Annotated in this window: 18 protein-coding genes; 14 read left to right on the top strand and 4 right to left on the bottom strand. The window is 44.1% G+C overall.

The features are described from left to right. Positions 1–13 precede the first annotated feature (13 nt). From AB4Z45_RS05235 to AB4Z45_RS05210, 6 genes are all read left to right on the top strand, one after another. Positions 14–1,651, top strand: a complete 1,638-nt coding sequence (locus tag AB4Z45_RS05235; RefSeq protein ID WP_441908202.1) for a hypothetical protein — start codon at positions 14–16, stop codon at positions 1,649–1,651. 213 nt (positions 1,652–1,864) lie between these two features. Next, a complete protein-coding gene (map, locus tag AB4Z45_RS05230) occupies positions 1,865–2,617 on the top strand; it encodes a type I methionyl aminopeptidase (protein ID WP_441908201.1) in 753 nt (250 codons plus the stop codon). A 530-nt stretch (positions 2,618–3,147) separates the two neighbouring features. After that, complete coding sequence (locus tag AB4Z45_RS05225) at positions 3,148–3,942, top strand: ABC transporter ATP-binding protein (protein ID WP_441908200.1); 795 nt, start codon at positions 3,148–3,150, stop codon at positions 3,940–3,942. Continuing rightward, positions 3,942–4,805 (top strand): ABC transporter permease, encoded by an 864-nt coding sequence (locus tag AB4Z45_RS05220; protein ID WP_076268378.1) that lies wholly within the window; start codon positions 3,942–3,944, stop codon positions 4,803–4,805. The genes AB4Z45_RS05225 and AB4Z45_RS05220 overlap by 1 nt, the downstream gene beginning before the upstream one ends. Before the next feature lie 25 nt (positions 4,806–4,830). Beyond that, positions 4,831–5,886, top strand: a complete 1,056-nt coding sequence (locus AB4Z45_RS05215) for an ABC transporter substrate-binding protein (protein ID WP_441908199.1) — start codon at positions 4,831–4,833, stop codon at positions 5,884–5,886. Positions 5,887–6,152: 266 nt separating this feature from the next. Then, positions 6,153–7,028 (top strand): pentapeptide repeat-containing protein, encoded by an 876-nt coding sequence (locus tag AB4Z45_RS05210; protein WP_441908198.1) that lies wholly within the window; start codon positions 6,153–6,155, stop codon positions 7,026–7,028. 476 nt (positions 7,029–7,504) lie between these two features. On the opposite strand, the gene AB4Z45_RS05205 is transcribed toward AB4Z45_RS05210, so the two are convergent. Both AB4Z45_RS05205 and AB4Z45_RS05200 read right to left on the bottom strand, forming a co-directional pair. Further along, the gene (locus AB4Z45_RS05205) at positions 7,505–8,242 is read right to left on the bottom strand and encodes a class I SAM-dependent methyltransferase (protein ID WP_441908197.1); all 738 of its coding nucleotides are present in this window, start codon (positions 8,240–8,242) and stop codon (positions 7,505–7,507) included. Positions 8,243–8,464: 222 nt separating this feature from the next. Continuing rightward, positions 8,465–10,708, bottom strand: coding sequence for an AraC family transcriptional regulator (locus AB4Z45_RS05200; RefSeq protein WP_441908196.1), 2,244 nt, complete (start codon positions 10,706–10,708; stop codon positions 8,465–8,467). Positions 10,709–11,053: 345 nt separating this feature from the next. On the opposite strand from AB4Z45_RS05200, the gene AB4Z45_RS05195 reads away from it, so the two are divergent. The 4 genes from AB4Z45_RS05195 to AB4Z45_RS05180 all read left to right on the top strand — a co-directional run bounded on the left by AB4Z45_RS05195 (position 11,054) and on the right by AB4Z45_RS05180 (position 16,858). Further along, the gene (locus AB4Z45_RS05195; RefSeq protein WP_441908195.1) at positions 11,054–13,069 is read left to right on the top strand and encodes a beta-galactosidase; all 2,016 of its coding nucleotides are present in this window, start codon (positions 11,054–11,056) and stop codon (positions 13,067–13,069) included. 256 nt (positions 13,070–13,325) lie between these two features. Then, the gene (locus AB4Z45_RS05190) at positions 13,326–14,249 is read left to right on the top strand and encodes an ABC transporter permease (RefSeq protein ID WP_083682713.1); all 924 of its coding nucleotides are present in this window, start codon (positions 13,326–13,328) and stop codon (positions 14,247–14,249) included. Between the two features lie 43 nt (positions 14,250–14,292). Then, positions 14,293–15,186 carry a carbohydrate ABC transporter permease gene (locus tag AB4Z45_RS05185; protein ID WP_339206543.1) on the top strand — a complete coding sequence of 298 codons (894 nt, stop codon included), beginning with the start codon at positions 14,293–14,295 and terminating at the stop codon, positions 15,184–15,186. A 64-nt stretch (positions 15,187–15,250) separates the two neighbouring features. Further along, entirely contained in the window at positions 15,251–16,858 is a 1,608-nt protein-coding gene (locus AB4Z45_RS05180) for an extracellular solute-binding protein (protein ID WP_179089946.1), read from the top strand. Positions 16,859–17,036: 178 nt separating this feature from the next. Here AB4Z45_RS05180 and deoD read toward each other — a convergent pair whose 3' ends face one another. Together deoD and AB4Z45_RS05170 are read right to left on the bottom strand one after the other, a co-directional pair. Next, on the bottom strand, positions 17,037–17,741 hold the full coding sequence (deoD, locus tag AB4Z45_RS05175; protein WP_076271628.1) for a purine-nucleoside phosphorylase: 705 nt from the start codon (positions 17,739–17,741) through the stop codon (positions 17,037–17,039). Positions 17,742–17,927: 186 nt separating this feature from the next. Beyond that, a complete protein-coding gene (locus AB4Z45_RS05170) occupies positions 17,928–18,644 on the bottom strand; it encodes a Crp/Fnr family transcriptional regulator (protein WP_441908194.1) in 717 nt (238 codons plus the stop codon). A gap of 142 nt (positions 18,645–18,786) precedes the next feature. Between AB4Z45_RS05170 and deoB the strand changes: the two genes are divergently transcribed. From deoB to AB4Z45_RS05150, 4 genes are all read left to right on the top strand, one after another. Further along, a complete protein-coding gene (gene deoB / locus AB4Z45_RS05165) occupies positions 18,787–19,986 on the top strand; it encodes a phosphopentomutase (protein ID WP_441908193.1) in 1,200 nt (399 codons plus the stop codon). Between the two features lie 20 nt (positions 19,987–20,006). After that, a complete protein-coding gene (locus AB4Z45_RS05160) occupies positions 20,007–21,044 on the top strand; it encodes a BMP family lipoprotein (protein ID WP_339206548.1) in 1,038 nt (345 codons plus the stop codon). A 72-nt stretch (positions 21,045–21,116) separates the two neighbouring features. Further along, positions 21,117–22,652 (top strand): ABC transporter ATP-binding protein, encoded by a 1,536-nt coding sequence (locus AB4Z45_RS05155; RefSeq protein ID WP_441877941.1) that lies wholly within the window; start codon positions 21,117–21,119, stop codon positions 22,650–22,652. Beyond that, positions 22,645–23,715: an ABC transporter permease gene (locus tag AB4Z45_RS05150; RefSeq protein WP_441908192.1), complete on the top strand. Its 1,071-nt coding sequence runs from the start codon at positions 22,645–22,647 to the stop codon at positions 23,713–23,715. The genes AB4Z45_RS05155 and AB4Z45_RS05150 overlap by 8 nt, the downstream gene beginning before the upstream one ends. Positions 23,716–23,717 lie beyond the last annotated feature (2 nt).

Below are 23,717 nucleotides of genomic sequence, written 5' to 3'. Positions count from 1 at the left end.
AGGTGTCAACACTATGATTCGAAAAGTGGAACATATGCCGAGCATGCCTACCCCCTTCCATATGAGAGACTGGAAACAGGTCGCAGTTGACTATGACGAGCTAATCTTTAATTTTGAAGCCGCTGGTGATTTTCTTCCACTCATTTGGTGGGATCAGACAGGTAAAAACACGGGAAGGGCAACTTTTGCACTCCCGTCCTATATTGGAGCTTCAAGGGAGGCTTCCAATCATGAGGCGATCAATTGCGTGACTGCTGTGCTGGGTGCAACGATAGCTGGGATTGATAAAAGTGACCAAAACGGACAAAATTGGGTGGAAATGTGTGAAAGCTATTACAATACGGATAACGGTGAGAATTTAGTCTTAAATCGTACCGATGCGAATTCGGGAAGCAGCTTCTGGTATGAGGTTTATCCTCATATTCTTATTTACTCGCTCGCACATTTTTACCCCAGTGTTGGCAGGCTAGAGTCCATAATGCAGCAAACAGCAGATAAATGGTATGAAGCTTGCTATATATTAGGCGGTAAAGATGGAGCGGCTGATTTTAATCATTTATCTTATGATTTCAAGCTTCAGCAGCCAGTCGATAATGGCAAGTGGAAGGAGCCGGAAGCGGCGGCAGGCATTGCATGGATACAGTATACAGCTTATGCCAAATGGGGAGACCCTCGTCATCTGCAAGCAGCGGAATGGTGCATGGATTTTTTACAGCGGTCAACCGATAATCCTTTTTATGAGATTTTATTGCCTTATGGAGCTTACACCGCAGCTCGGATGAATGCAGAGCTAGGTTATGAATACGACGTTGCAAAAATGCTGAACTGGTGCTTTGACGGCGATAGCGCATGCCGTTCTGGCTGGGGGGTTATTTCCGAACGCTGGGGAGAGTACGATGCTCACGGTCTCTGCGGAAGCTTGACGGACTTCGGTCAGCGCTGGGATCAGATGCAGGATAATGCATCTAATGAATATCATGAGGATTCAAGCGGTTACGCATTTGCAGCGAATACATTTTCTCTTGCGGCATCCTTGATTCCGCTTGTGAGATATGATGCAAGGTTTGCCCGTGATATTGGGAAGTGGATGCTGAATGCTGCCAATAATGCCAGGTTGTTTTATCCAGACGCCTTGCCGGCCATTCAACAATCCTGCCATTTCTTCCGAAGTGATCCGAAGCACGTTATTGCCTATGAAGGATTGCGGAAAAAATGGGATCATCAAAGTCCCTATGCGACAGGTGATGCCATTCGTTACAGCTGGGGATCCATCGACCTCGGTCTCTATGGTTCCTCTCATGTCGGTATATTCGGAGGAATTATATCTTATACGAATATTCCTGCTATCTTGCGTTTGGACTGTTTGCGAACGGATTATTTCGGAGATGATGCCTATCCAACGTACCTGTACTATAACCCTTATGAAGAAGAGAAACATGTGAGCTTGGAGCTTGGTGCGGAAGCATGTGATGTCTATGATGCAATAACTCATTCTTATTTCTGCGAAAATAGCAATGGTGAAACGATGATCGCGATACCTGCTGACTCTGCTGTGCTCGTTGTTATTGTTCCTTCTGATGGTATCAGGAGTGTTGAAGGGACGAAGCTGCTTGTGAATAACAAGATCATTGACTACCGTCTCGATTATTGATGAGAATATAGGTTTTATTTGAATTATGATCATAATTTCGTCATATCTGATGGGCATGTGTCTCCCTTTTCTCGAATAAGTTATACATAGACAAATCTACTCGTTGTTATAGGCGGGATACGCTTGCAAGTGGATTTTACTATCGTAAAACCTAGGCTTATGCTTTCGAAGTGGATTTTACTATCGTAAAACCTGGAGGAGGTACGTACACACATGGCAGTGGATTTGAAGACGAAGGAACATATTCGGGGCATTCGCAAAGCTGGCCGTATTGTCGCTGCCTGTCACAAAGCGCTCTCGAAACGGATAGCGCCTGGTGTCACCACGCAGGAGATTGACCGGTTTGTTGAGCGGTTCATGCTGGATCGAGGGGCGACTCCGGCGCAGAAAGGCTATAAAGGATATCCATTTGCTACGTGTGCCTCCGTTAACGAGGTTGTTTGCCATGGCTTTCCAGACTCTGAGCCGCTGGAAGCTGGTGATATTGTTACGATTGATATGGTAGCTGATTTGGACGGATGGAAGGCTGATTCAGCATGGACCTATGCGATTGGCAAGACGAATATGGCCACAGAAAAGCTGCTCCTTGCAGCAGAGCAATCGTTAAAAGATGGAATAAAGCAAGCTGTGCTAGGCAATCGATTGGGAGATATCGGATACGCGATTCAAAGAAGAGCGGAAAGAGCTGGTTTTGAGGTAGTAACAGCTTTTGTTGGCCATGGCATCGGCAGAAGCATGCATGAATTTCCTCAGGTGATGCATCATGGCTTGCCTGGTCAGGGGATCTTGCTTGAAGAAGGCATGGTGATAACGATAGAGCCGATCCTTACGGCAGGAAGAGCCGACGTATATATAGCACAGGATGGGTGGACGGCTCGGACTAGAGATGGGGCATGTGCGGCGCAATTTGAGCATACCGTGGCGATTACGAAGGAAGGTCCAATCGTGTTGACCCGCTGGGAATAATGATATTAATCTTAACTAACCATAATCAAAAGTCGAGCCTGTGCAGGATATAACTGCTGCTCGGCTTTTTTAGTTTGCCTATTTACGTGTGTTGGCTGAATGTTCCCCACTTGCATTCAATGATAATGCCCAATGCAGTCATGGATTAAGAGTTCTAATCTGTGGAACGCGAGCGGGAAGAGGAGTGGAAAAGAAAGCTTGTCCATCTCCACAATCAACGCACATAGTGAACATGTTAATGCTGCTAATTATTTAGAAGTGATCATCTGATTTTTTTGGATGATCACTTTTTTTGTTTGCATTTTATAAAAATAGTCAGTTTAAGTTAGGTTTTCTAACATAAATGACTTTATTTTCACCATAAATATAACGCATTCAAGTTACTTTTATTTGAAATGCACAATGAAGAACGCCTAATTTTAGCTAACTTAGCTATTGTTCATAGGTATTTCGAATGATAATATGTCATATAAATTAACATAAAAACCAATACCATCTGACGATTGTTAAGCGGAAAAGGGGGAGACGATGTGAATGATGCGGCAGGGAAAGAAATCGTAGCCTTTAACCATGTAAGTAAAATATATAATACCGGAACCATCGCGTTAAGTGATGTTCATTTCTCCATAAAAGAGGGAGAGTTTATCAGCTTTCTAGGACCGTCTGGTTGTGGAAAGTCTACAGCGCTTCGAATGGTAGCGGGGCTGGAGGAGGCTACCTCTGGTGGTGTGCTGGTAAATGGCAAGGAGCCGAAGCAGCTGATCCGTGAGTCGAACGATATTGCCTATGTATTCCAAGAAGCTAATTTATTGCCTTGGCGTACTGTGCTGGACAATGTCATTTTACCTCTGGAGCTCAGAGGAGGAAATATGAAAGAAAATAAAGAAGCGGCTAAACAAGTGCTGGAGATGGTTGGTTTAAAGGACCATTTTAAAGCATATCCAAGGCAGCTTTCTGGGGGCATGAGAATGCGAGTTTCCATTGCCCGCGCTTTAGCAGCGAAGCCAAAGCTTCTGCTCATGGATGAGCCCTTTGCAGCGCTTGATGAAATTACAAGGCAAACCCTCCAAATGGAGCTGTTTGACATATGGGAACGTGAGAAAATGACCGTTTTGTTCGTGACGCACAATGTGTTTGAAGCGGTTCTGCTATCCTCCAAGATTGCCGTCATGTCGGCACGTCCAGGAAAATTATCTGCTTTAATTAATGTGCGGCTGCCTTATCCAAGGACGCTTGGCATGCGAACCGAGCGGGATTTCGGTAAATATGTTGAGCTTGCCTCAACTTATTTGGAGCATGGTGCTCATCGGAAGGAGCTGGGGTAATGTCGATCTCATCATTCGAAACCTTGCAGCCTAAGCTTGAGACGCCAGTTGTTGTGAAGAAAACAAGCCGAAATTTCGGATATACATTCAAACATTATTATCTAGGACCGATTGTGGCTTTTGTTCTTGTCATGGCGCTCTGGCAGCTCATTCCTGCTTGGCTTGGCATGAAACCTTTTATTTTCCCTAAACCGACGGATGTGTTGAAAGCAGCAATCGAGGACTGGTCTATTTTGTGGGAAGCCGTGCGCATTACTGTTTTGGAGTCGGTAGTAGGCTTTTTGCTTAGCGCGGTGATCGGTATCTTTATCTCCATTTTACTTGCCAGTTCACTCATTATGGAGCGAAGCATCTATCCATACGCCATTATTCTTCAGACCATTCCCGTTGTTGCTGTAGCGCCGCTTGTCGTGATCTGGTTTGGCGCCGGCTACAATTCTATTGTCGTTATCTCCTTTTTAATCGGATTTTTCCCTGTTGTCTCCAATACTTTAATGGGATTAAATTCAGTGGATTCCAATATGGATGAGTTGTTCACGCTTTACAATTCGTCAAAGTGGCAAAAAATGTGGAAGCTTCGCCTTCCTGCTGCAATGCCTTACATCATGGCTGGTTTGAAAATATCGTGTACCCTATCGATTGTCGGAGTCATTGTAGGGGAGTATGTGGCAGGAATCGGGGGCGGCAAAGGCGGGCTCGGTTACGCCATTACGATAGCTGCTGTACAGATGAAAACACCTTTTTTATTTGCTTGCGGTATTGCTTCAGCTATTTTAGGCATCAGCTTCTATCTCATCGTCAGTATGATCGCTAAGCGAGTACTGGGCTCATGGCATGAGTCCGCGATGAAGACAAGAAAATAAATAGAAAAAGTGGAGGAGAGACAAAATGAAGAAATGGATGAAATTCGGGGGAGTTGCTTTATCGCTAACGCTAATGATGGTCTTGTTCGCAGCATGTGGAGGGAAGTCTGGAAATAACACACCGGCAAGTACAACAGAGAATTCACCAACAGTAGAAACGGCTGCTACAGAAGAGCCCAAAGCTCCTGTAGAAACGAAGAAAGCAAAGCTTGTTCTGAACTGGTTCCCGAAGGCACAGCATGGCGGGGTATATGCGGCCAAGGAGCAGGGGATTTTTGAGAAGCATGGTTTTGATGTTACGCTTGAGCCGGGAGGCCCGCAGGTTTCAGCTGTACAAATCGTCGCTTCTGGAAAAGCGGAATTCGGTCTTGCTCATGCGGACCAAATCGTTATCGCCAAAAATCAGGGGATTGATTTGGTTGTCGTAGCAGCGGCGCTTCAAGGCAGTCCGCAAGCATTCATGTTTCAAGAAAGTGCGGAAGTAAATAGCTTCGAGGACCTCAATGGCAGAACCGTATTTATTCAGCCGGGCATTACGTATTGGGACTTTTTAAAGAGCAAATATGATTTGAGCGGAGCAAAAGAAATGACCTACACTGGCCAGCATGTCAATTTTCTTGCTGATCCAGAATCGGTCACTCAAGCATTCCTTACTTCAGAGCCGTTCTTCATGGAGAAGGAAGGCGTAAAAACAAAAACTCTACTTATTTCCGAATCTGGTTATAATCCATACAATGTAGTCTTGTTCGTCACAAAAGAGTATTTAGAGAAAAATAAAGAGACCGTTGGAAATTTTGTCGCTGCCTTCTCCGAGGGCTGGATGTCTTATAAGGATACTTCCAAGGAAGTGAATGCCGCTATTCATGCAGCTAATCCGAATATTGACCTTGATGCGATCGATTTTGAGGATCAAGCTCAGAAGGAATTTGTTTATGGCGGGGATGCTGCCGAGCATGGATTTGGCTATATGACAGAGGAGCGTTGGTCGACGCTGATCAATCAGCTTGCTGATCTAGGGCTGCTCAAAAATAAGTTCGACGCCAAGGAGATATTTACGACAGAGTTTTTGCCTGGTAAATGATAAGTGGATAAATTTATAAAAAGGGATGCAGACACGTTGCCGTGATCTGTATCCTTTTTTCATGTGAGAATATATCTTTTCGATACGAAACTTCTGCTATTTTGGTAAAGTTTATTTTAAATAATTTTTTCCGTGCACATGTGCTGCTGTCGGTATTGACGGAAGGAATTTACAGTAATAGGATATAAGAACTGGGATAAAAACAATCTGTTTATATAGATGAAAGTTCATTTAACTGCACCAAGTATTGGTTAGGAGGTCTCACATTGACTGTGATACACGAATTTTCACAATCCATTCCTGAATGGAATAGAGGCAGCCTGCATGCTGACTGTGAGAATTGTTTTGGTTTATGCTGTGTTTCATTGCCGTTCACAGCTTCTATAGACTTTGCAGTCGATAAAGATGCGGGTCAGCCCTGCAGCAATTTGCAATCGAACTTTCGCTGCGGTATTCATCATAGTCTTAGGGAGCGGGGATTTAAAGGTTGTACAGTTTACGATTGTTTTGGAGCTGGACAACAGGTTTCTCAGGTGACCTATGGCGGACAAGATTGGCGGCAGATGCCAAATACCGCGGAGCAAATGTTCGAGGCATTCCGAGTCATGCGGCAACTCTATGAGCTGCTTTGGTATTTAAACGAGGCGCTTGCACGGGAAACGACACAATCGATTTACGATGAGCTTAGATTTATGCTCGAAGAGACAGAACGGTTCACTCGTCTGAACCCAGATTCACTGTTGGAATTGAATGTGTCAGCACATCGTATGGAAATCAACAAGCTGCTTCTTAAAGCAAGTGAGCTTGTACGCGAGGAAGCCATTCGTGCGAATAAGCAGAGTAACACTCGAGGCCGTAAGAAGACCTACGAAAGAGGCGCCGATCTCATTGGAGCTAAGCTTAGAGGTGCTGATCTTATCGGAGCAAACTTAAGGGGATCTTATCTGATTGCTGCGGACCTCAGAGATGCTGATCTTAGAGCGGCTGACCTTATCGGAGCTGATTTTCGAGACGCTGACCTCAGTGGCGCAAACCTCTCAAAAAGTCTCTTTCTTACGCAGTTTCAGCTTAACGCAGCCAAAGGGAATGCAGATACCAAAATTCCTCCGACCCTTACTCGTCCAGCACACTGGTTAGCATAGAAAATGAACGAATAATGCCCAAGTGTGCTATTGCACATTGTTATATTAAAAAGGCCAACCATAAGATTCTGGTTGACCTAATTATACGAATGGCTGCCGTTAGGCAGCCATTTTACTTTTAATTGGTTTGTTGCCGATGGAACAATTGCCTCCACAAACCACAAACCACAAACCACACGACGCAATCTGCAAAACGAATGCTTCAGACCCAACCATCGTCATTCAAAGATGAATTCTGAATTCTACAATCGCGTAACGAACACCAGACACCTTATTTGCGATAAATCGGCCTGTTTTCCAATCTAACGAACTCAGCACCGCTTATTTTGCGATTTTCCACACGTTTGAATGCTATTTTGTGTATTCAACACCATCTGAGCTGGTTAGGGTGAAGTCAACGCGACTCAAGCGCCCATTACACCGAAGAATCGAAACAATCGGCGATTGAGTCGCATCATAATTGCAATGTTTCTATGCTAGTTGGAAGCCTTTTGCGCTGAGATTATCAGGAACATTGGTCTGCGATTCTCATCAAACATCAGCGGGTTATTCATCATTTCCTCTGAAGGCATTGGTTCTTTAATGGCTTTTAACTCAAAGCCAGCACTAATTACGTCGTTCATATAGGTTGAAACGGTACGATGATATTTAATCACATTATCGGTTAGGAAGGAGGTTTTGCGTAAGCCCTCTGTCTGATATTGATCAACTGGCCAGTGCAGACGGTTTCCATGGTCATCATAATGCCAATCTTGTTCATCGCGGGAAGTGAATATAGGATGCTCCACTGAAAAAATGAAGGAGCCTCCCGGCTTTAGACAAGCATGTATCTTCTTGCACAGGGTATCAAAAGATTCGATATAGTGAAAAGCTAATGAGCTGATAACGATATCAAATTGAGAATCTGAGAATGCGATATCTTCAATCGGCATTTGTATGTAGGTAATGGCGGCGTCATTCGTTTGTTCCCGAGCTTTTTGCAGCATGTTCTCGGATATATCAACACCTACGACTGAGCCTGCTTGCTGTTCACGAGCATAGAGGCAATGCCAGCCGAAGCCGCAGCCTAAATCAAGTACGCTTTTACCATTTAAGTCTGGCAGTAAGGATTTGAATACATGCCACTCTCCCGCAGCTTCAAGTCCATGGGTGGAACGAGCCATTTCCTTATATTGTGAGAAAAAAGTTGAATCATCATATTTATTTTGTTTCATTCCATTGTACCCCCATATACTAAAATAGCCTTCACCAACATGCTAACTGAACTTTACTCATTTATCAATAAACCTGGCTTTACACAACTGCTCTATGTTGAAATCACGCATTACTAGCCTAATATAATAAAATACCCCTTTCTGCTCTATATAAAGCAAAGGAAAGGGGTGCATTATAAATAATCTAACTGCGTCGCGATTATTCGCAGAGAGCAGAAAGTTTTAGCCCAGCTTCGTTTTACGATAATCGGAAGGCGTTACGCCAAAGCTTTTCTTAAACATTCTGTGGAAGTAGGAGCTGCTCGTATAGCCGCTCTTTACCGCGATATCCACGATCGACAAATCGGTATTCTCCAAATGCTCCTTCGCACGTTCCATACGTACATTATTAATGACATCAACAATAGTAGCCAGCGTCTGCTGTTTATATACCCGGCTCAAATAGATGGATGACATGTCTAATTCATCAGCAATCCAGTTCAGGCTCAAATTCGGATTTGCGTATTCCTTTTGGATAAGATCATTAATCTTGCGAATTAAATCACCTTGTTTGGTGGAGCGCTTCATGGAAAGCTTCATTTGAATGTCATCGAACAAGGAGAAGAAAACTTCATTAAGCTCATTAATCGTTTCAAAATGATCCGGCGTTGGAATATGGATGCTCAAGCTCGCTTCTACGTCCAGACTGTTGTTTTTCTGAATCGTAAACAAGATATTGTTGACGGTCATCGTTAGATGCGAGATGGCGAGCTGAACGACATGGATCGGATATTGCGCCGTTTCCTGTACGATTTCTGCAAACAGTTTTTTGGCTTCCTCGGTCTTTGAGGTCATTAAGGCATCGGTCAATTTCCGCTCTTTGTCAGCAGGGAAGATATATTCCTTCGATTTCAGAGCTATGATATCCTGTCCGTTAATTAAAGAGCCAAGACCATAGAACAAGCGATGCTGCGATGCTTCCTTCACCAGCTTGTAATGGGTAGAGAGCTGCTGTGCCTGAAAGGCCTCAGGGCTATACGTAATCGAGAGACCAATTTTCAAAAAGTCCAACGAGGAACGCTGAATTTTAGCAAGCATGTTTCGAAGCATCTCGTCATCAAGCTCATCGGATTCGTCGGGCCGGCCTAGAAGCATGATGACATAATCGGCATCCATGTCGACGGTTTCTACGCGATAATCGTTATGAGCAATCTCGGAAGCGATATTCATAATGGCAAATTTATAAACATGCAGATCGTCGCCGCGATTTTGCTTCAGAGCCGCGAGCTCGTCAATTTTTAAGAGGACGACGCGGTAACGCGCATGAAAGTCGAATGTAATTCCGCTGACCATCAGCTTCTGCAGCTGTGCGTTTGTTTGCAGCGATTGCGAGCCTTGGATAAGGCTGCGCAGTATATTTTGCCTAATGGTATAGGAACTGTTGCGTTTTTCTGTTTCGAGAATGTTCATCTTATTCATAATTTGATGAATAGGGCGATATAGCATAAGAGAGAGCAGCCACGAGATAAGCAAGCCGATGACCAAAATAATGACAGCAATCATAATCGTTGTATTTCGGATGGAATAAATAGCTTTAGTTACATGCTTGTATGGTGTCACACGTACGTATTGCCAGTCCAAGGAATCGGGAGAAGTATACGAGATAAGAGACTTCTTTCCGTCAAAGTCGGCAACAACGTAACCAGATTCCTTGTTTTTAATTTTTTCGTTAATGATGAGGCTATCCTCGTTGCTTAGTTTTTTAGGCAAAAGGGTATCGCCGGATAACAGAAGGTTCTGATTGTCGAGAATATAGGACTTGCCCTCGCTGTCGCTCTTATTCACGCCAATGTCTTTGTTGATCCAAGCGGAAGAAATATTAATAATAACAGCAGAATTAATCGTCTGCGTTCGACCGATAGCATCATAACCTAAATAGGTATAAGCCTTCGTTAACTGCTCACCGGTGAGATTAACCGTTTTATACGTTCTTGGAATAGGCGTGAATGGACGATACTCCTGGTAGTTATCGAGAATATCCAGTATCCCTTTATCCGCAAGCTCCTCTTTATTGAACGTGCCCCCTTCGGCTTGACGGCTGGCAGTGTAGAACAAGCCATTGGCCGAATTGTACACATAAATGGATTCAATGAACGGCATAGAGTTCAAATAGTTGTTCAATTCGTTCATCGCTGCCGTGACATCATAGATGTTAGGGTCATTGTAGAACATTAGCTTAGAAACACTGAAGGTTCGATAGATTTGGAAGGAGAGGGATTGTGCGCTCTCGGTCATGCTGATAACTTCTTTACTGGTTTGGGTTAGATTGCTGACGTCTGACTGGTAGGCTTTCTTCAAATCGATCTGCATGTAAGTGAAGAAATTAAACAAGGAGGATACCATTAGAGTAAGTACGATGCACAAAGTGATCGTGAACAGCAGCTTACTGTATAGTTTTCCGTTGTTTTTCAATTGAACTGCTGGCATGTTGGCTCCCCCTTTATATATGTAGAACATTTTGGAATTAACAGGGTTAACTGTATTAGCGTAAGCGCTTCCCTATTTAGTCAAACGTTGCTCGTGTGCCTTTTAGGAATTAGTTTAAATATTTCACTAGTCAGCTCGCTGATACAAGGAACATTATAATCTTCACTTGCAGCTTGGTGCAATGAACCAAATAAATGAAGGTGAATGAACTTGATTTTATGGTGTGAACAATATAAACCACAGTGAACTTATCGGCGAAACGCTGAAAGTTGGATGACAACGGGGTGCTTTATCCGTTAGAATGTCACGGAATATGGCGCTGATGGCAGAAGGGACCGTGAAGATATGATTAATACAAAGCTGAAGCAGATTTGGTATGGAGGAGATTATAATCCGGATCAGTGGCCAGAGGAGATATGGCATGAGGATATGCGTCTGTTTAAGGAAGCGGGAATTAATGTAGTGACGCTTCCTGTATTCAGCTGGGCAAAGCTGCAGCCATCGGAGGATGCGTATGATTTTGGCTGGCTGGACAAGCTGCTGAACCTCATCGCGGAAAATGGAATTTATGCTTGTCTCGCCACATCAACGGCTGCACAGCCGGCATGGTTGTCGCGCAAATATGAGGATGTGCTGCCTGTTGATGTGGATGGAAGGAAGCGCACGCATGGCGCACGTACGAACTTTTGTCCAAACAGCAAGACCTATCGCAGATTATCGGGTCAGCTGGCGCGTAAATTAGCCGAGCGATACAAGGATCATCCGGCACTGCTCATTTGGCATATTAACAACGAATACGGCACGCATTGTTATTGCAGCAGCTGCGCGGCGGAATTCCGTGAATGGTTGAAGGTGAAATACGAGACGATTGAGCGGCTGAACGCGGAGTGGAATATGAGCTTTTGGGGACACACCGTCTACGAATGGGAGGAAATCGTACCGCCATCCAATTTAAACGGAGATAACCGTAATTTCCAGCCCATGGCGATTGATTACAAGCGATTTATGTCCGATTCTATTCTCGGCTGCTACCAAGTTGAATATGCGGAGCTGAAGGCGGTTACGCCGGATATTCCGATTACGACGAATATTTGGGGCTTATTTAACGGTCTTGATCTGAAAAAATGGGGCGAAGCGATGGATGTTGTCTCTTGGGACAGCTATCCGCAAATGAATGAGCCTATGGGCAATGTGGCGATGCGCCATGACTATATGCGCGGCTTAAAGGACGGCAAGCCCTTTATGCTGATGGAGCAAACGCCGAGCCAGCAAAACTGGCAGCCATATAATAGCTTGAAGCGTCCCGGCGTGATGCGGCTTTGGAGCTATCAAGCCGTTGCGCATGGCGCTGACACGGTAATGTTCTTCCAGCTTCGCCGCTCATTCGGGGCATGCGAGAAATATCATGGTGCGGTTATCGAGCATGTCGGTCACGAGGATACGCGAGTATTTCGTGAATGTGCTGCGCTCGGGCATGAGCTTGATGAGCTTGGCGATCGTTTGCTTGATTCGGAGGTTCATGCCGAGGTCGCGTTATTGTTCGATATTGATACATGGAACGCGGTAGAAATTACGAGCGGACCGAGTGTTGACCTGAATTATTTGGATCAAGCGCAAAAGTATTACAAAGCATTTTACGATCAGAATGTGGCGATCGATGTGCTCAGTCCGCTGAGCGATTTCTCCAAATACAAAATACTTGTAGCTCCGGTGCTTTATATGTTAAAGCCAGGTGTTGCTGAGCGAATTGAAGCGTTTGTACAAAATGGAGGCACCTTCATCACTACCTTCTTCAGCGGCATCGTCAACGAGAACGACTTGGTTACGCTTGGCGGATACCCGGGCAAGCTCCGCAATTTGCTGGGACTATGGGTGGAGGAGATTGACAGCCTGCTGCCTGAGATGCGCAATAGTGTTGACATTGGCGAGGCATTTGGCCATGTAGCAGGAACGTATGAGTGTGGTTTGCTATGTGATCTTCTTCATCTTGAGGGAGCGAGAGCAATCGGGACGTATGGCAAAGATTTTTACGCGGGCATGCCAGCGCTGACGGTAAACTCATTTGGTTCAGGGGAAGCCTATTACGTAGCTACAGCGCCGGAACAAAAGCTGTTAGCGGATCTGATTCAAACGTTGTGTGCAAAACATCAAATTGTTGCTCCGTTCACAGCGGCAGCAGGTGTAGAACTCGCGCAGAGAGTCAAAGGGGATCAGGTATATACGTTTGTTTTGAACCATAACAGCCATCAATCGACGATTTCTCTCGAAAATGCGAGCTATTTCGACCTATTAACTAATCGTCAGGTGAGTGGGACGGTAGAAATAGAGCCGCATGGCGTTATGATTTTGCAAAAAGCATAAGCAATGATTCTAAAAACCACGATTTCGTTCGTCTCGAATGACACTTCGAGCAGACGATCTAGTGGTTTTTTTGACGCCTATTCCGTGTGAAATGGCTTGTTAATACATAAAAGTTTAAATCGTTCACTGTTCATTTCGCTAATTCGTTCACTGACTTTGCAATCTTACTCTTTCTCCCAAAACAGGGGCGGCGTACAGTGAGAACAGCAGACAACACGAAATAGAAAAGAACGCTTTGAGAGGAGACATCATCTGCATGTTAAAAAAAAATGGAGTGCTTAGGGAGCTTGTAACGAATCGTATACTCTTCCTTATGTTATTGCCGGCGCTTATCTTCTTCCTAATTAACTCGTATGTTCCAATGGTGGGTATCTACTACGCTTTCACAAGGTTCGACTTCAACACAAGCTTGTTCAATAGCCAATTCGTTGGACTCGACAACTTCAAGTTTTTATGGAAATCGGGGGTTCTCGCAAGACTAACCTTAAATACGGTCGGCTATAACATCGTATTTATTCTACTCGGAAACGTGCTCGCCATCGCGCTTGCCATTCTACTGAGCGAGCTGCGCTTGCAATGGTTTAAGAAGCTGACGCAATCGATCATGTTTCTACCGTATTTCGTGTCCTTCGTTATTCTAAGTGTCATCGTTTACAACGTGTTCAACTATGAGAGCGGATTTCTGAATTCGACGCTGAAGTCATTCGGATACGAATCATTGGACGTATACAATACGCCATGGGTGTGGGTGTTCCTCATTATCATCTTCTACCTATGGAAAAATATCGGGTACAGCATGGTTATCTACCTGGCATCGATTACTGGAATTAGCGAAGAGTATTATGAGGCTGCCAAAATCGACGGCGCGAACATTTTCCAGCGTATCTGGTACATTACCGTTCCGATGCTGAAGACAACATTCGTTATGCTCCTGCTGTTCGCACTCGGAAGCATCATGAAAGGCCAGTTCGACTTGTTCTACCAGCTGATCGGCAACAACGGCGTGCTTTACAATACAACAGATATTCTCGATACGTATGTGTACCGTTCACTGAAAGTGACGTTTGATATCGGCATGTCGACAGCCGCTGGTCTATACCAATCGCTATTCGGCTTCGTTCTCATCATGACCGTCAACTATATCATCAAGAAAATCAACGACGAGTACGCATTGTTCTAAACGATCTGAAGCAATCGCTATCAGCTAACTGTAGGAGGTACCCATGAAAATCAAAGACGACAATTATATGAAATGGTTTAGACTCATCGCTTTTATAGTCATCCTCATTTCAACTGTAGCCTGCTTGTTTCCGTTCCTGCTCATTATATCTGCTTCCTTTACGCAAAATGAAGCCATTATAAGAGATGGCTACCATCTCATTCCAACCGTGTTTTCATTTGAGGGTTATGCGACGGTGTTCCGTTTTCCGAAGCAGGTATTGCAAGCCTATGGCGTCACCACGCTAACCACGGTTATCGGCACGACGCTTGGGTTGTTCCTGATGACAATGGCTGGATACGTCCTGCAGCGCAAGGATTTCAAATATCGCAATTTCTTTGCTTTTATGATTTATTTCACGACGCTGTTTGGCGGCGGGCTGGTGCCTTGGTACATCCTAATGACCAAGTATTTGAAGCTGACTGACAAGCTTGAAGTGTTGATATTGCCGGGTCTTATGACGCCTTTCCTTATTATTCTGATGAAAAACTTTATCCGCTCCGCAGTACCGGATGAGGTTATTGAATCCGCTAAAATCGACGGCGCAAACGACTTCACCATTTATAGCCGGATTGTGCTTCAGCTATCGATGCCGGGTATCGCAACCGTAGGTTTGTTCCTGGCGCTTCATTATTGGAATGACTGGTTTACTTCCTCGTTGTTTATTAACGACACGACGAAGTACCAGCTGCAATATTACTTGTACAACGTGATTAATGCGATGAGCTTCGTTGCGCAAATGGGCTCGGGAACTGGCGTCTCGCTAGGCTCCGACATGCCGACAGAATCAACGAAGATGGCGATGTCCATTATCGTTACAGGACCAATCCTTTTCCTGTATCCGTTCGTGCAGCGTTATTTTGTAAAAGGATTGACGATTGGTGCGGTTAAAGGTTAGAACTAGACAAGGGATCAATCATTCCGCGTTTAGCTAACATAGATAAGAACTTATTAAAGGGAGGATTCACATGACTAAGAAAGCAGCAAAAGCGGTCTCCATGTTTCTATCCATCATCGTGCTTATTACAGTACTAGCAGCTTGCGGATCGAATAACAATGGAAACAGCGGCAGTAGCGCCACCGATGCTCCAAAAGACACAGAGGGTACAACTAACGAAGGCGCAACGAATGAAGGCGGCGAAAAATCAGGTATCGATACGTCGAAAAAAGTGGAATTGCAATTTTATATGTTAGGCGATGCTCCTAAAGATATCGCTTCTATTCAAGAGCAAGTCAACAAAATGGCATTGGAAGATTTGAATGCTACTGTTAAATTCAACTATACTTCTTGGACAGATTGGGATCAAAAGTACAAACTATTGCTTGGATCAGGCCAACAGGTTGACTTGATCTTCACAGCGGATTGGACGCAATACCAATCGTATGCGAAGAAAGGCGCTTTCCAAGCGCTCGACAAGATTCTTCCCGTAGCAGCGCCTACGCTTAACTCTTACGTGCCAGCAGATATGTGGGAAGCTGTAAAAATCGACGGTCAAATCTACACGGTTCCAGCTACGTACAAGGAGTATGTAACAGATGGTTTTGTATGGCGTGAAGATCTTCGCGAGAAATACAATCTGCCTACACCAGTAGATATTGCAACGTTCGAGCAATACCTAGATGGAATCAAGAAAAATGAACCAACGGTTACACCGCTTTCGATGAACTCGGATGTGAAAACAAACCTAATGGATCGTTTCATTGGTATTTCCCACTCTCCAGTTGGTGCGCTGCCATACGGTATCGGCATCGACTATGCAACACCTAATGAAGTACATTCCTACTGGGGTTCAGATGAGCAAGTTCAAGATTTGACGGTAATGAAGCGTTGGCAGGATAACGGCTACATGGTGAAAAACGTGCTGGCTGTTAAAGATACGCTGCAGGATCAAATCACAAGCGGCAAAGCTGCAGCAATTATTGGGGACAACCCGACTCGCTATAATGATATGGTAATCAAAATTCAAGCAACTCACCCGGATTGGAAGCTCGGCTACCACCCATTCCCAAAAACAAATGGAATTGCAACGCCAGTTCACCCAATCCACAACGGTTTCGCTATTCCAGCTAGCAGTAAAAACGCTGAGCGCGCGCTTGCGTTCTACGAGAAGCTGGTTACGGACAAACGCTACAACATGCTTACGCAATACGGTGTAGAAGGCAAAAACTATGAAGTAAAAGACGGTTATTACTCGATGATCGGCGATTCGAACTCGAACGGCTTCCCTCGTGAGGGAATGAACGGTTGGGCTTGGAGAAACCCTGAGTTCATGCTGTTCGACAAAAACTATGATGGCGTAAAAGCGATCTTCGATGAGCTTGATAAAATTCAAGTACCTGATAAATTCACAGGTTTCGCAGAGGATTACACACCTTACCAAGCAGAGAGAGCAGCACTTGAGCAAGTAGAGAAACAATACCTGTTCCCGCTGAATGCAGGTCTCGTGAAAAACGTAGAAGATGGCGTAAAAACGTTCATGGAAAAAGCAAAACAAGCAGGCCTTGAGAAAATTCAAGCGGAATACACGAAACAATGGCAAGCGTATGTTACGGAGCAAGGCATTAAATAAGACCGTTTAAGAAAACAGATCATTCCTCTTAGGAGGATGATCTGTTTTTTGTTTTCAACAGGGTAGATTAAAAATTCAATAAAAAAAGAGCTCGATTCCACTTCGGAATCGAGCTCTTTTTTTAATCCAATGTATAGTTTGATGAGCTGTGACAGGTTTCTGATTATTAGTAAAAGATCTATTTAGCTACAGTTTCTAGTGCGACTTCAATCATATCGTTGAAGGTCGTTTGTCTCTCTTGTGCAGTCGTTTGTTCTCCAGTAAGAATATGATCGCTTACCGTTAGGAGGCTGAGGCCTTTTACGCCGAATTTAACTGTTAAATAATAAAGTGCGGCTGTTTCCATTTCTACTGCCAATACGCCATGGCGGCCTAGCTTGGTCACGGCATCTTTGTCTTCCGTGTAGAAAACATCAGAAGACAGCACGTTACCTACGCGCAGGTTAAGGCCTTTAGCCTCTCCAATTTCATAAGCGGTCTTAATTAGATCAAAGTTTCCAATCTGAGGGAAGTCAAACCCAGGGAATTGGTTGCGAATGATAGCTGAATCGGTAGCCGCTGCTTGCGCAATAAGAACATCGCGGAGATTCACATCATTTTGAATAGCGCCGCATGTTCCGATACGAACGAGATTTTTGGCACCATAATCGTTGATCAATTCTTGAATATATATGGACGCAGAAGGCATACCCATTCCTGTACCTTGAATCGATACTCGGTTGCCCTTATAAGTGCCTGTAAAGCCTAACATGCCACGTACATTGTTGTAACAGACGACATTTTCGAGGAAGGTCTCCGCAATATACTTTGCGCGCAGCGGATCTCCAGGTAATAAGACGGATTCTGCAATTTCGCCAATCTTTGCTTCAATATGAAAACTCATGTGAATTCCCTCCAATGTTTCTTATCGTGCATCACAAAAAAGAATGCACGAGAATCATAGCATGATTCGATATCCACATTATGTTAAAGGGATTACTATACTTTTGTGAACTGGTTCACAAAATAACTGTTAGCGCAGTTACGGAAATAAAGCGCTGTCATTTGTATTATTAGGTGCACGGCATCGTTAAATGTTATGCCACTTACGCATTGCAGGAAGCTCTTCGGTTTCATTACAGATCGATTCTATCATTTCCTTATCAAGGAGGTATAAGTACTTATCACGAATGTCGATCAGTCCTTCGGCTTGAAACTCACCCAGCGTTTTGGAGATGGATTCTCGCGTGACTCCGAGCATGTTGGCGAACAAGGATTGATTAATTTTTAAATCGATTTTGTATGCGTTATCACTGGCGACTCCATAGTTGTAATAGAGATCCATAATGAGATTAACTACTTTTCCACGTACGTCATGGAAGGTCAAATAACGAATCATGCGATTGAGCATCCGAGTTCGCTCTACAAGAATTTTGTAAGCGTTTCGCAGGATGGAAGGATATTGATCCACAAGCTGCAGGAAATCCCGTTTTGACAGCAGCCAAACGTTAACGTCTTCTAAGGCTTCTATGGATGAGATCCGATGATTATCGCTGGAGAGGGCTTCTACTTCTCCAATGATATCGCCGGCACTAGTAATACTCAGAACGACTTCTTTTCCTTCGTACATGCGATAAATCTTGATCATACCTGAGCGAATAAGATAAACCTCGTCACTTTGGTCATTTTCAAACATTAGAACATGGTTCTTCTTGAACCGTCGTTCTTTGAGCAATGGGGTTATTTTTTGCCATTCATCCTTAGGAATGTCCGAGAAAATCGAGATGTCTGAGATGTTGTCGATCATAAGAATTTTCCTTTCGCATTTCAATATTTAAGCAACTCTTAGGTAAGAGATTGCGAAACGGCTAGAAACGTATTGTAGCATGGATTGGGTGGAAAATAGCAATGCATGGCCTTAGCTTTTTTTTGAGAAATGAGGTGTATTTATGAAATTCGAGCGAATAAGCGTAATTGTGCTGGATAGTGTTGGTATCGGTGCATTACCGGACGCTGCAGCTTTCGGAGATGAAGGCAGCCATACCTTAGGACATATTTGCGAGCAAGTACCAGACATGAAATTACCAAATCTTACAGCTTTGGGTCTAGGTAATATTGCACCACTGGCTACCATCTTGAAAGCGGTTAAGCCTCTAGCATGTTATGGCAAGATGGCGGAGGTATCGGTAGGCAAAGATACGATGACGGGTCATTGGGAACTCATGGGACTCGAAGTAAAGGTGCCCTTTCAAGTTTATTCCGATGGATTTCCAGCGGAATTGATTGAGAAGTTCGAAGCCATGACCGGTCGCAAGGTGATTGGAAACAAGCCGGCTTCTGGAACTGAAATTTTGGACGAGTATGGAGAAGAGCAGCTCCGAACGGGCGCATGGATTGTTTATACTTCCGGAGACAGCGTATTCCAAATCGCAGCTCATGAGGATGTTATTCCATTAAATGAGCTATATCATGCATGTGAAATTGCGCGTGAGCTAGCCTTGAATGATCCTTATGTAGTTGGCCGAGTCATAGCAAGGCCTTACATCGGTGAGCCGGGCGCTTATAAACGCACACCTAATCGGCATGATTATGCACTCAAGCCTTTTGGAGAAACCGTGCTTGATCATCTGAAGAATGAAGGCCTCGATGTTATTTCGGTCGGGAAGATCAACGATATTTTCACAGGGCAAGGAATTAGTGAATCCTATCCAACAAAGAGCAATTTGGATGGCATCAAGGCAACGATTAAGCTGCTGAATCGGCCTTTCCACGGATTGTTATTCACAAACTTAGTTGATTTTGATTCTTTATACGGCCATCGCCGCGATCCTAAAGGATACGCTGCCTGCCTTGAAGAGTTCGATCAATATGTACCAGAGCTTATGCAGCAAATGAGCGACAATGATTTACTTATCATTACGGCTGATCACGGCAACGACCCAACTGCGCCAGGAACGGATCATACCCGTGAATATGTACCCATCTTGATCTACAGCCCATCGTTAGCAAAGGATAGCGTTTCTATTGGCATAAGAAACACATTTGCTGATTTAGCTGCAACGATTGCAGAAAATTTCATGGTCACTAAACCAGCTATCGGGGAAAGCTTCTTGGATTTGTTAGTAAAACAAACCAATAACGAGGAATAAAACATTAGGGGGAATTCACAATGAAAAAAACAATGAAAGCATTATTGCCTTTAATACTGATTTTTACGTTAGTCATAACTGCATGCGGTCAAAAAAGCGATACGGGTAACGCAGGGGCTGCAGGTACAGATAATAAACAAGAGCTTAAAAAGCTGAAAGTCGGAATGGTTACTGACCTTGGCAGTGTGAATGATAAATCCTTTAACCAAAGTGCTTGGGAAGCGTTGCAGAAATTAAAGAAGGACTTTGGTTTTGAAGTGAAGTACCTGGAACCAAAAACAGATGGCGATGTTGTTCCTAACTTAAATCAATTTGTCAAAGCAAACTATGATTTAACATGGGCAACTGCCTTCACTTTAGCTGATGCAGTAACACAGCTATCCAAAGAAAATCCAGATAAGATGTTTGGAATTGTCGATTCTGACCTTGTGCTCCCGAATGTAGCAGCTATCTCTTTTAAAGAGCAAGAAGGCTCGTTCCTAGTTGGTGTTATCGCTGGTTTAACGACAAAAACAAATAAAATCGGCTTTATCGGCGGCATGGATATTCCCGTTATTAAACGATTTGAAGCGGGCTTCCGCGAAGGGATAAAAGCTGTAAATCCAGATGCAAAATTGATCGTTAACTATACAGGGCTATTCAACCGGGTAGATATGGGGAAATCTGCAGCCTCTACCATCTATAACGATGGTGCAGATATCATATTCCATGCAGCAGGACTAACAGGCAATGGTGTATTTAATGAAGCGAAGGAACGTAACAGCAAGGGCGGAAAAGTATGGGTCATTGGCGTGGATAAAGATCAATCTTTAACCTTCGGAGATGATGTTACATTAACTTCGATGATCAAAAAAGTAGATGAGGCTGTTTACCAAGCCTCAAAAAAATTAGCTGAAGGCGATTTCCCGGCGGGTAAAGTGACATTAATGGGCCTCAAAGAAAACGGAGTCGATATTGCTCCAAATTCGAAAACGAATGTAGCGCCGGAAGTTCTTGCCAAGGTCGAGGAATATCGCACGAAAATCATCAATGGCGAGATCGTCGTACCGGAAAAATAATGCGATTTCGTCCCCTCTTCTATCATTGTCCTTGATAGAGTGAGGGGACGAATATTTTGGGGAGGGTCTTATATGACTAAGACAGATGTCGTGTTAGAGCTGAAAGGGATAACCAAAAGATTCCCCGGCGTAGTCGCTAACGATTCGATTAGCTTGCAGCTAAAGCGTGGAGAAATTCATGCTTTGCTCGGGGAAAATGGATCAGGGAAATCCACCCTAATGAGTATCGTATTCGGATTATATCAGCCAGACGAAGGCGAGATTCATGTAAATGGGAAGCATGAGCTGATGGATAGTCCAAACAAGGCAATTGAGCTTGGAATTGGAATGGTGCATCAGCATTTTAAATTGGTAGAGCCTTTTACAGTAACGGAAAATATCATTCTCGGAATGGAACCCAAAAAGGGGATGAAGATTGATATTAAAGGAGCAAGTAAAAAGGTAAAAGAACTATCTGAACGTTATAAGCTTGATGTTGATCCAATGGCAACCATCGAATCGATCAGTGTAGGGATGCAGCAGCGCGTAGAAATTTTAAAAACACTATACCGCGGAGCAGATATTCTAATCTTTGATGAGCCTACTGCTGTGTTAACTCCGCAAGAGATCACAGAATTGCTGGCTATTATGAAACGTCTTGTCGCTGAGGGCAAATCTATAATCCTCATTACTCATAAGCTTAAAGAAATTATGGAAATAGCGGACACTTGCACCATTATTCGGCGTGGTAAGCGAATTGAAAGTGTGGAAGTAGCATCGAGCGATGCGCAGCAATTAGCGGAAAAAATGGTCGGTAAAGAAGTTAATTTTAAAACTGCCAAAAGAGCAGCTAACCCGAAAAAAGCGTTATTAGAAGTGAAAAATTTAGTGGTTACAGGCAGTAACGGCAAGGCCGCTGTTAATGATCTCAGCTTCTCCGTAAGAGCGGGCGAGATTGTCGGTATTGCTGGTGTAGACGGCAATGGCCAGTCAGAGCTAATCGAAGCTTTAACGGGTATGCAAAGCATACGATCAGGTGAAATTTGGCTGCAAGGCAAAAGCATCGCCAATCTTGCTCCGCGTACGATTTCTGAAGCGGGAATGTCACATATTCCGCAGGATCGGCATAAACATGGACTCGTTCTGGACTTTTCTGTCAGTGAAAATACAATTTTGCAAACGTATTATCAACCAGAAATAAGCAAGCATGGTTTTATTAATAAGAAAACGATGGATGACATGGCAACGCGGTTAGTGAACGAGTTTGATATACGCACACCAGGCATTGATACATTCGTTCGTTCGATGTCAGGAGGAAACCAACAAAAAATCATTATCGCACGCGAAATCGATAAAAATCCGCAGGTCTTGATTGCGGCTCAGCCCACGCGAGGGCTGGACGTAGGCGCGATTGAATTTGTGCATCAGCAGTTAATCGCAGAACGAGATCAAGGCAAGGCTGTTTTGCTGATTTCGTTTGAGCTGGATGAAATACTCAATGTAGCAGACCGTATTCTGGTCCTATTCGGCGGACAAATTGTTGGAGAAACCACGCCAGAAACAACCAATGATCAGCAATTAGGAATGATGATGGCAGGCAAGCATGAAGGAGAAGGCATCCATGAATAAAATAATGAGTATTTTCAAACGGGAATCTGCACTTATCCCTCTTGTTGCCATTGTTATGGGTTTGCTATTAGGCGCCATTATTATGTGGATTGGCGGCTACGACCCCGTGCTGGCCTATAAATCGCTAATCGATAAAATATTCGGCAGCCGTTACGATTTTGGAGAAGCTATGCGTACGATTGTACCGCTTATGATGAGCGGCTTGGCCGTAGCGATCGCTTTTCGTTCTGGCATGTTTAATATTGGCGTAGACGGCCAGATTATTATGGGATCGCTCGGCGCCTTAATAGTAGGCACACAGTTTAGCCTGCCACCTGTGCTGCATGCGCTGCTGGCTGTCCTAGTTGGCGCCTTGCTTGGCGGGATGTGGGGAGCGCTAGTGGGTTATATTAAGGCAAAACGTGGTATTAATGAAGTGATTACCAGCATCATGCTTAATTTTATTGCGCTTTATTTGGCGAATTACATTATTCGGACGTTCATGCCGCAAGCAGGTACACAACGATCTGCCTTGATTCATGAATCCGCGAGTATTCAGATTAGCTGGCTCTCTGAGCTGATGGATGGCGCACGTATCCACTGGGGATTTGTGATTGCGATTATTGCGGTAATTTTCTACCACATCTATTTAACCAAGACCACATGGGGTTATGAGCTGCGGGCAGTTGGGCTTAATTCTGATGCTGCAAAATATGCAGGAATGAAGGTTTCGAATGTTATGGTTCGTACCATGTTTATTTCAGGCGTATTTGGCGGTTTGATTGGTACCTTTGAAGTGTTAGGCGTGTTCAACTATGTGGCTATCAACTCGGTTTCATCTGGTCTAGGTTTTGATGGTATAGCTGTAGCTTTGCTTGGCGGCAATAGCGCACTTGGCGTATTCCTCTCCGCGTCCCTGATTGGGGGCCTTACCTATGGTTCGCAAGGCATGAGCTTTGGTGCAGAGGTGCCAGGCGAAATTATTCGGATGATTATTGCATTTATTATCTTTTTTGTTGCTGCACCAGGCATCGTTAAGTTGCTTTTCTGGACGATTAAACTAAAATCAAAGAAGAAGGTGTGACA

Source organism: Paenibacillus sp. MCAF9 (assembly GCF_052114265.1).
GTDB lineage: Bacteria > Bacillota > Bacilli > Paenibacillales > Paenibacillaceae > Pristimantibacillus.
This window is presented reverse-complemented; position numbering and strand designations above follow the sequence as displayed.

Coding starts and splice junctions, on each gene's coding strand:
- AB4Z45_RS05170 (WP_441908194.1), bottom strand. CDS start 18,644: ATGATCGACAACATCTCAGACATCTCGATTTTCTCGGACATTCCTAAG.
- AB4Z45_RS05220 (WP_076268378.1), top strand. CDS start 3,942: ATGTCGATCTCATCATTCGAAACCTTGCAGCCTAAGCTTGAGACGCCA.
- AB4Z45_RS05195 (WP_441908195.1), top strand. CDS start 11,054: ATGATTAATACAAAGCTGAAGCAGATTTGGTATGGAGGAGATTATAAT.
- AB4Z45_RS05205 (WP_441908197.1), bottom strand. CDS start 8,242: ATGAAACAAAATAAATATGATGATTCAACTTTTTTCTCACAATATAAG.
- AB4Z45_RS05215 (WP_441908199.1), top strand. CDS start 4,831: ATGAAGAAATGGATGAAATTCGGGGGAGTTGCTTTATCGCTAACGCTA.
- AB4Z45_RS05150 (WP_441908192.1), top strand. CDS start 22,645: ATGAATAAAATAATGAGTATTTTCAAACGGGAATCTGCACTTATCCCT.
- deoD (WP_076271628.1), bottom strand. CDS start 17,741: ATGAGTTTTCATATTGAAGCAAAGATTGGCGAAATTGCAGAATCCGTC.
- AB4Z45_RS05235 (WP_441908202.1), top strand. CDS start 14: ATGATTCGAAAAGTGGAACATATGCCGAGCATGCCTACCCCCTTCCAT.
- map (WP_441908201.1), top strand. CDS start 1,865: ATGGCAGTGGATTTGAAGACGAAGGAACATATTCGGGGCATTCGCAAA.
- AB4Z45_RS05190 (WP_083682713.1), top strand. CDS start 13,326: ATGTTAAAAAAAAATGGAGTGCTTAGGGAGCTTGTAACGAATCGTATA.
- AB4Z45_RS05160 (WP_339206548.1), top strand. CDS start 20,007: ATGAAAAAAACAATGAAAGCATTATTGCCTTTAATACTGATTTTTACG.
- AB4Z45_RS05185 (WP_339206543.1), top strand. CDS start 14,293: ATGAAAATCAAAGACGACAATTATATGAAATGGTTTAGACTCATCGCT.
- AB4Z45_RS05155 (WP_441877941.1), top strand. CDS start 21,117: ATGACTAAGACAGATGTCGTGTTAGAGCTGAAAGGGATAACCAAAAGA.
- deoB (WP_441908193.1), top strand. CDS start 18,787: ATGAAATTCGAGCGAATAAGCGTAATTGTGCTGGATAGTGTTGGTATC.
- AB4Z45_RS05200 (WP_441908196.1), bottom strand. CDS start 10,708: ATGCCAGCAGTTCAATTGAAAAACAACGGAAAACTATACAGTAAGCTG.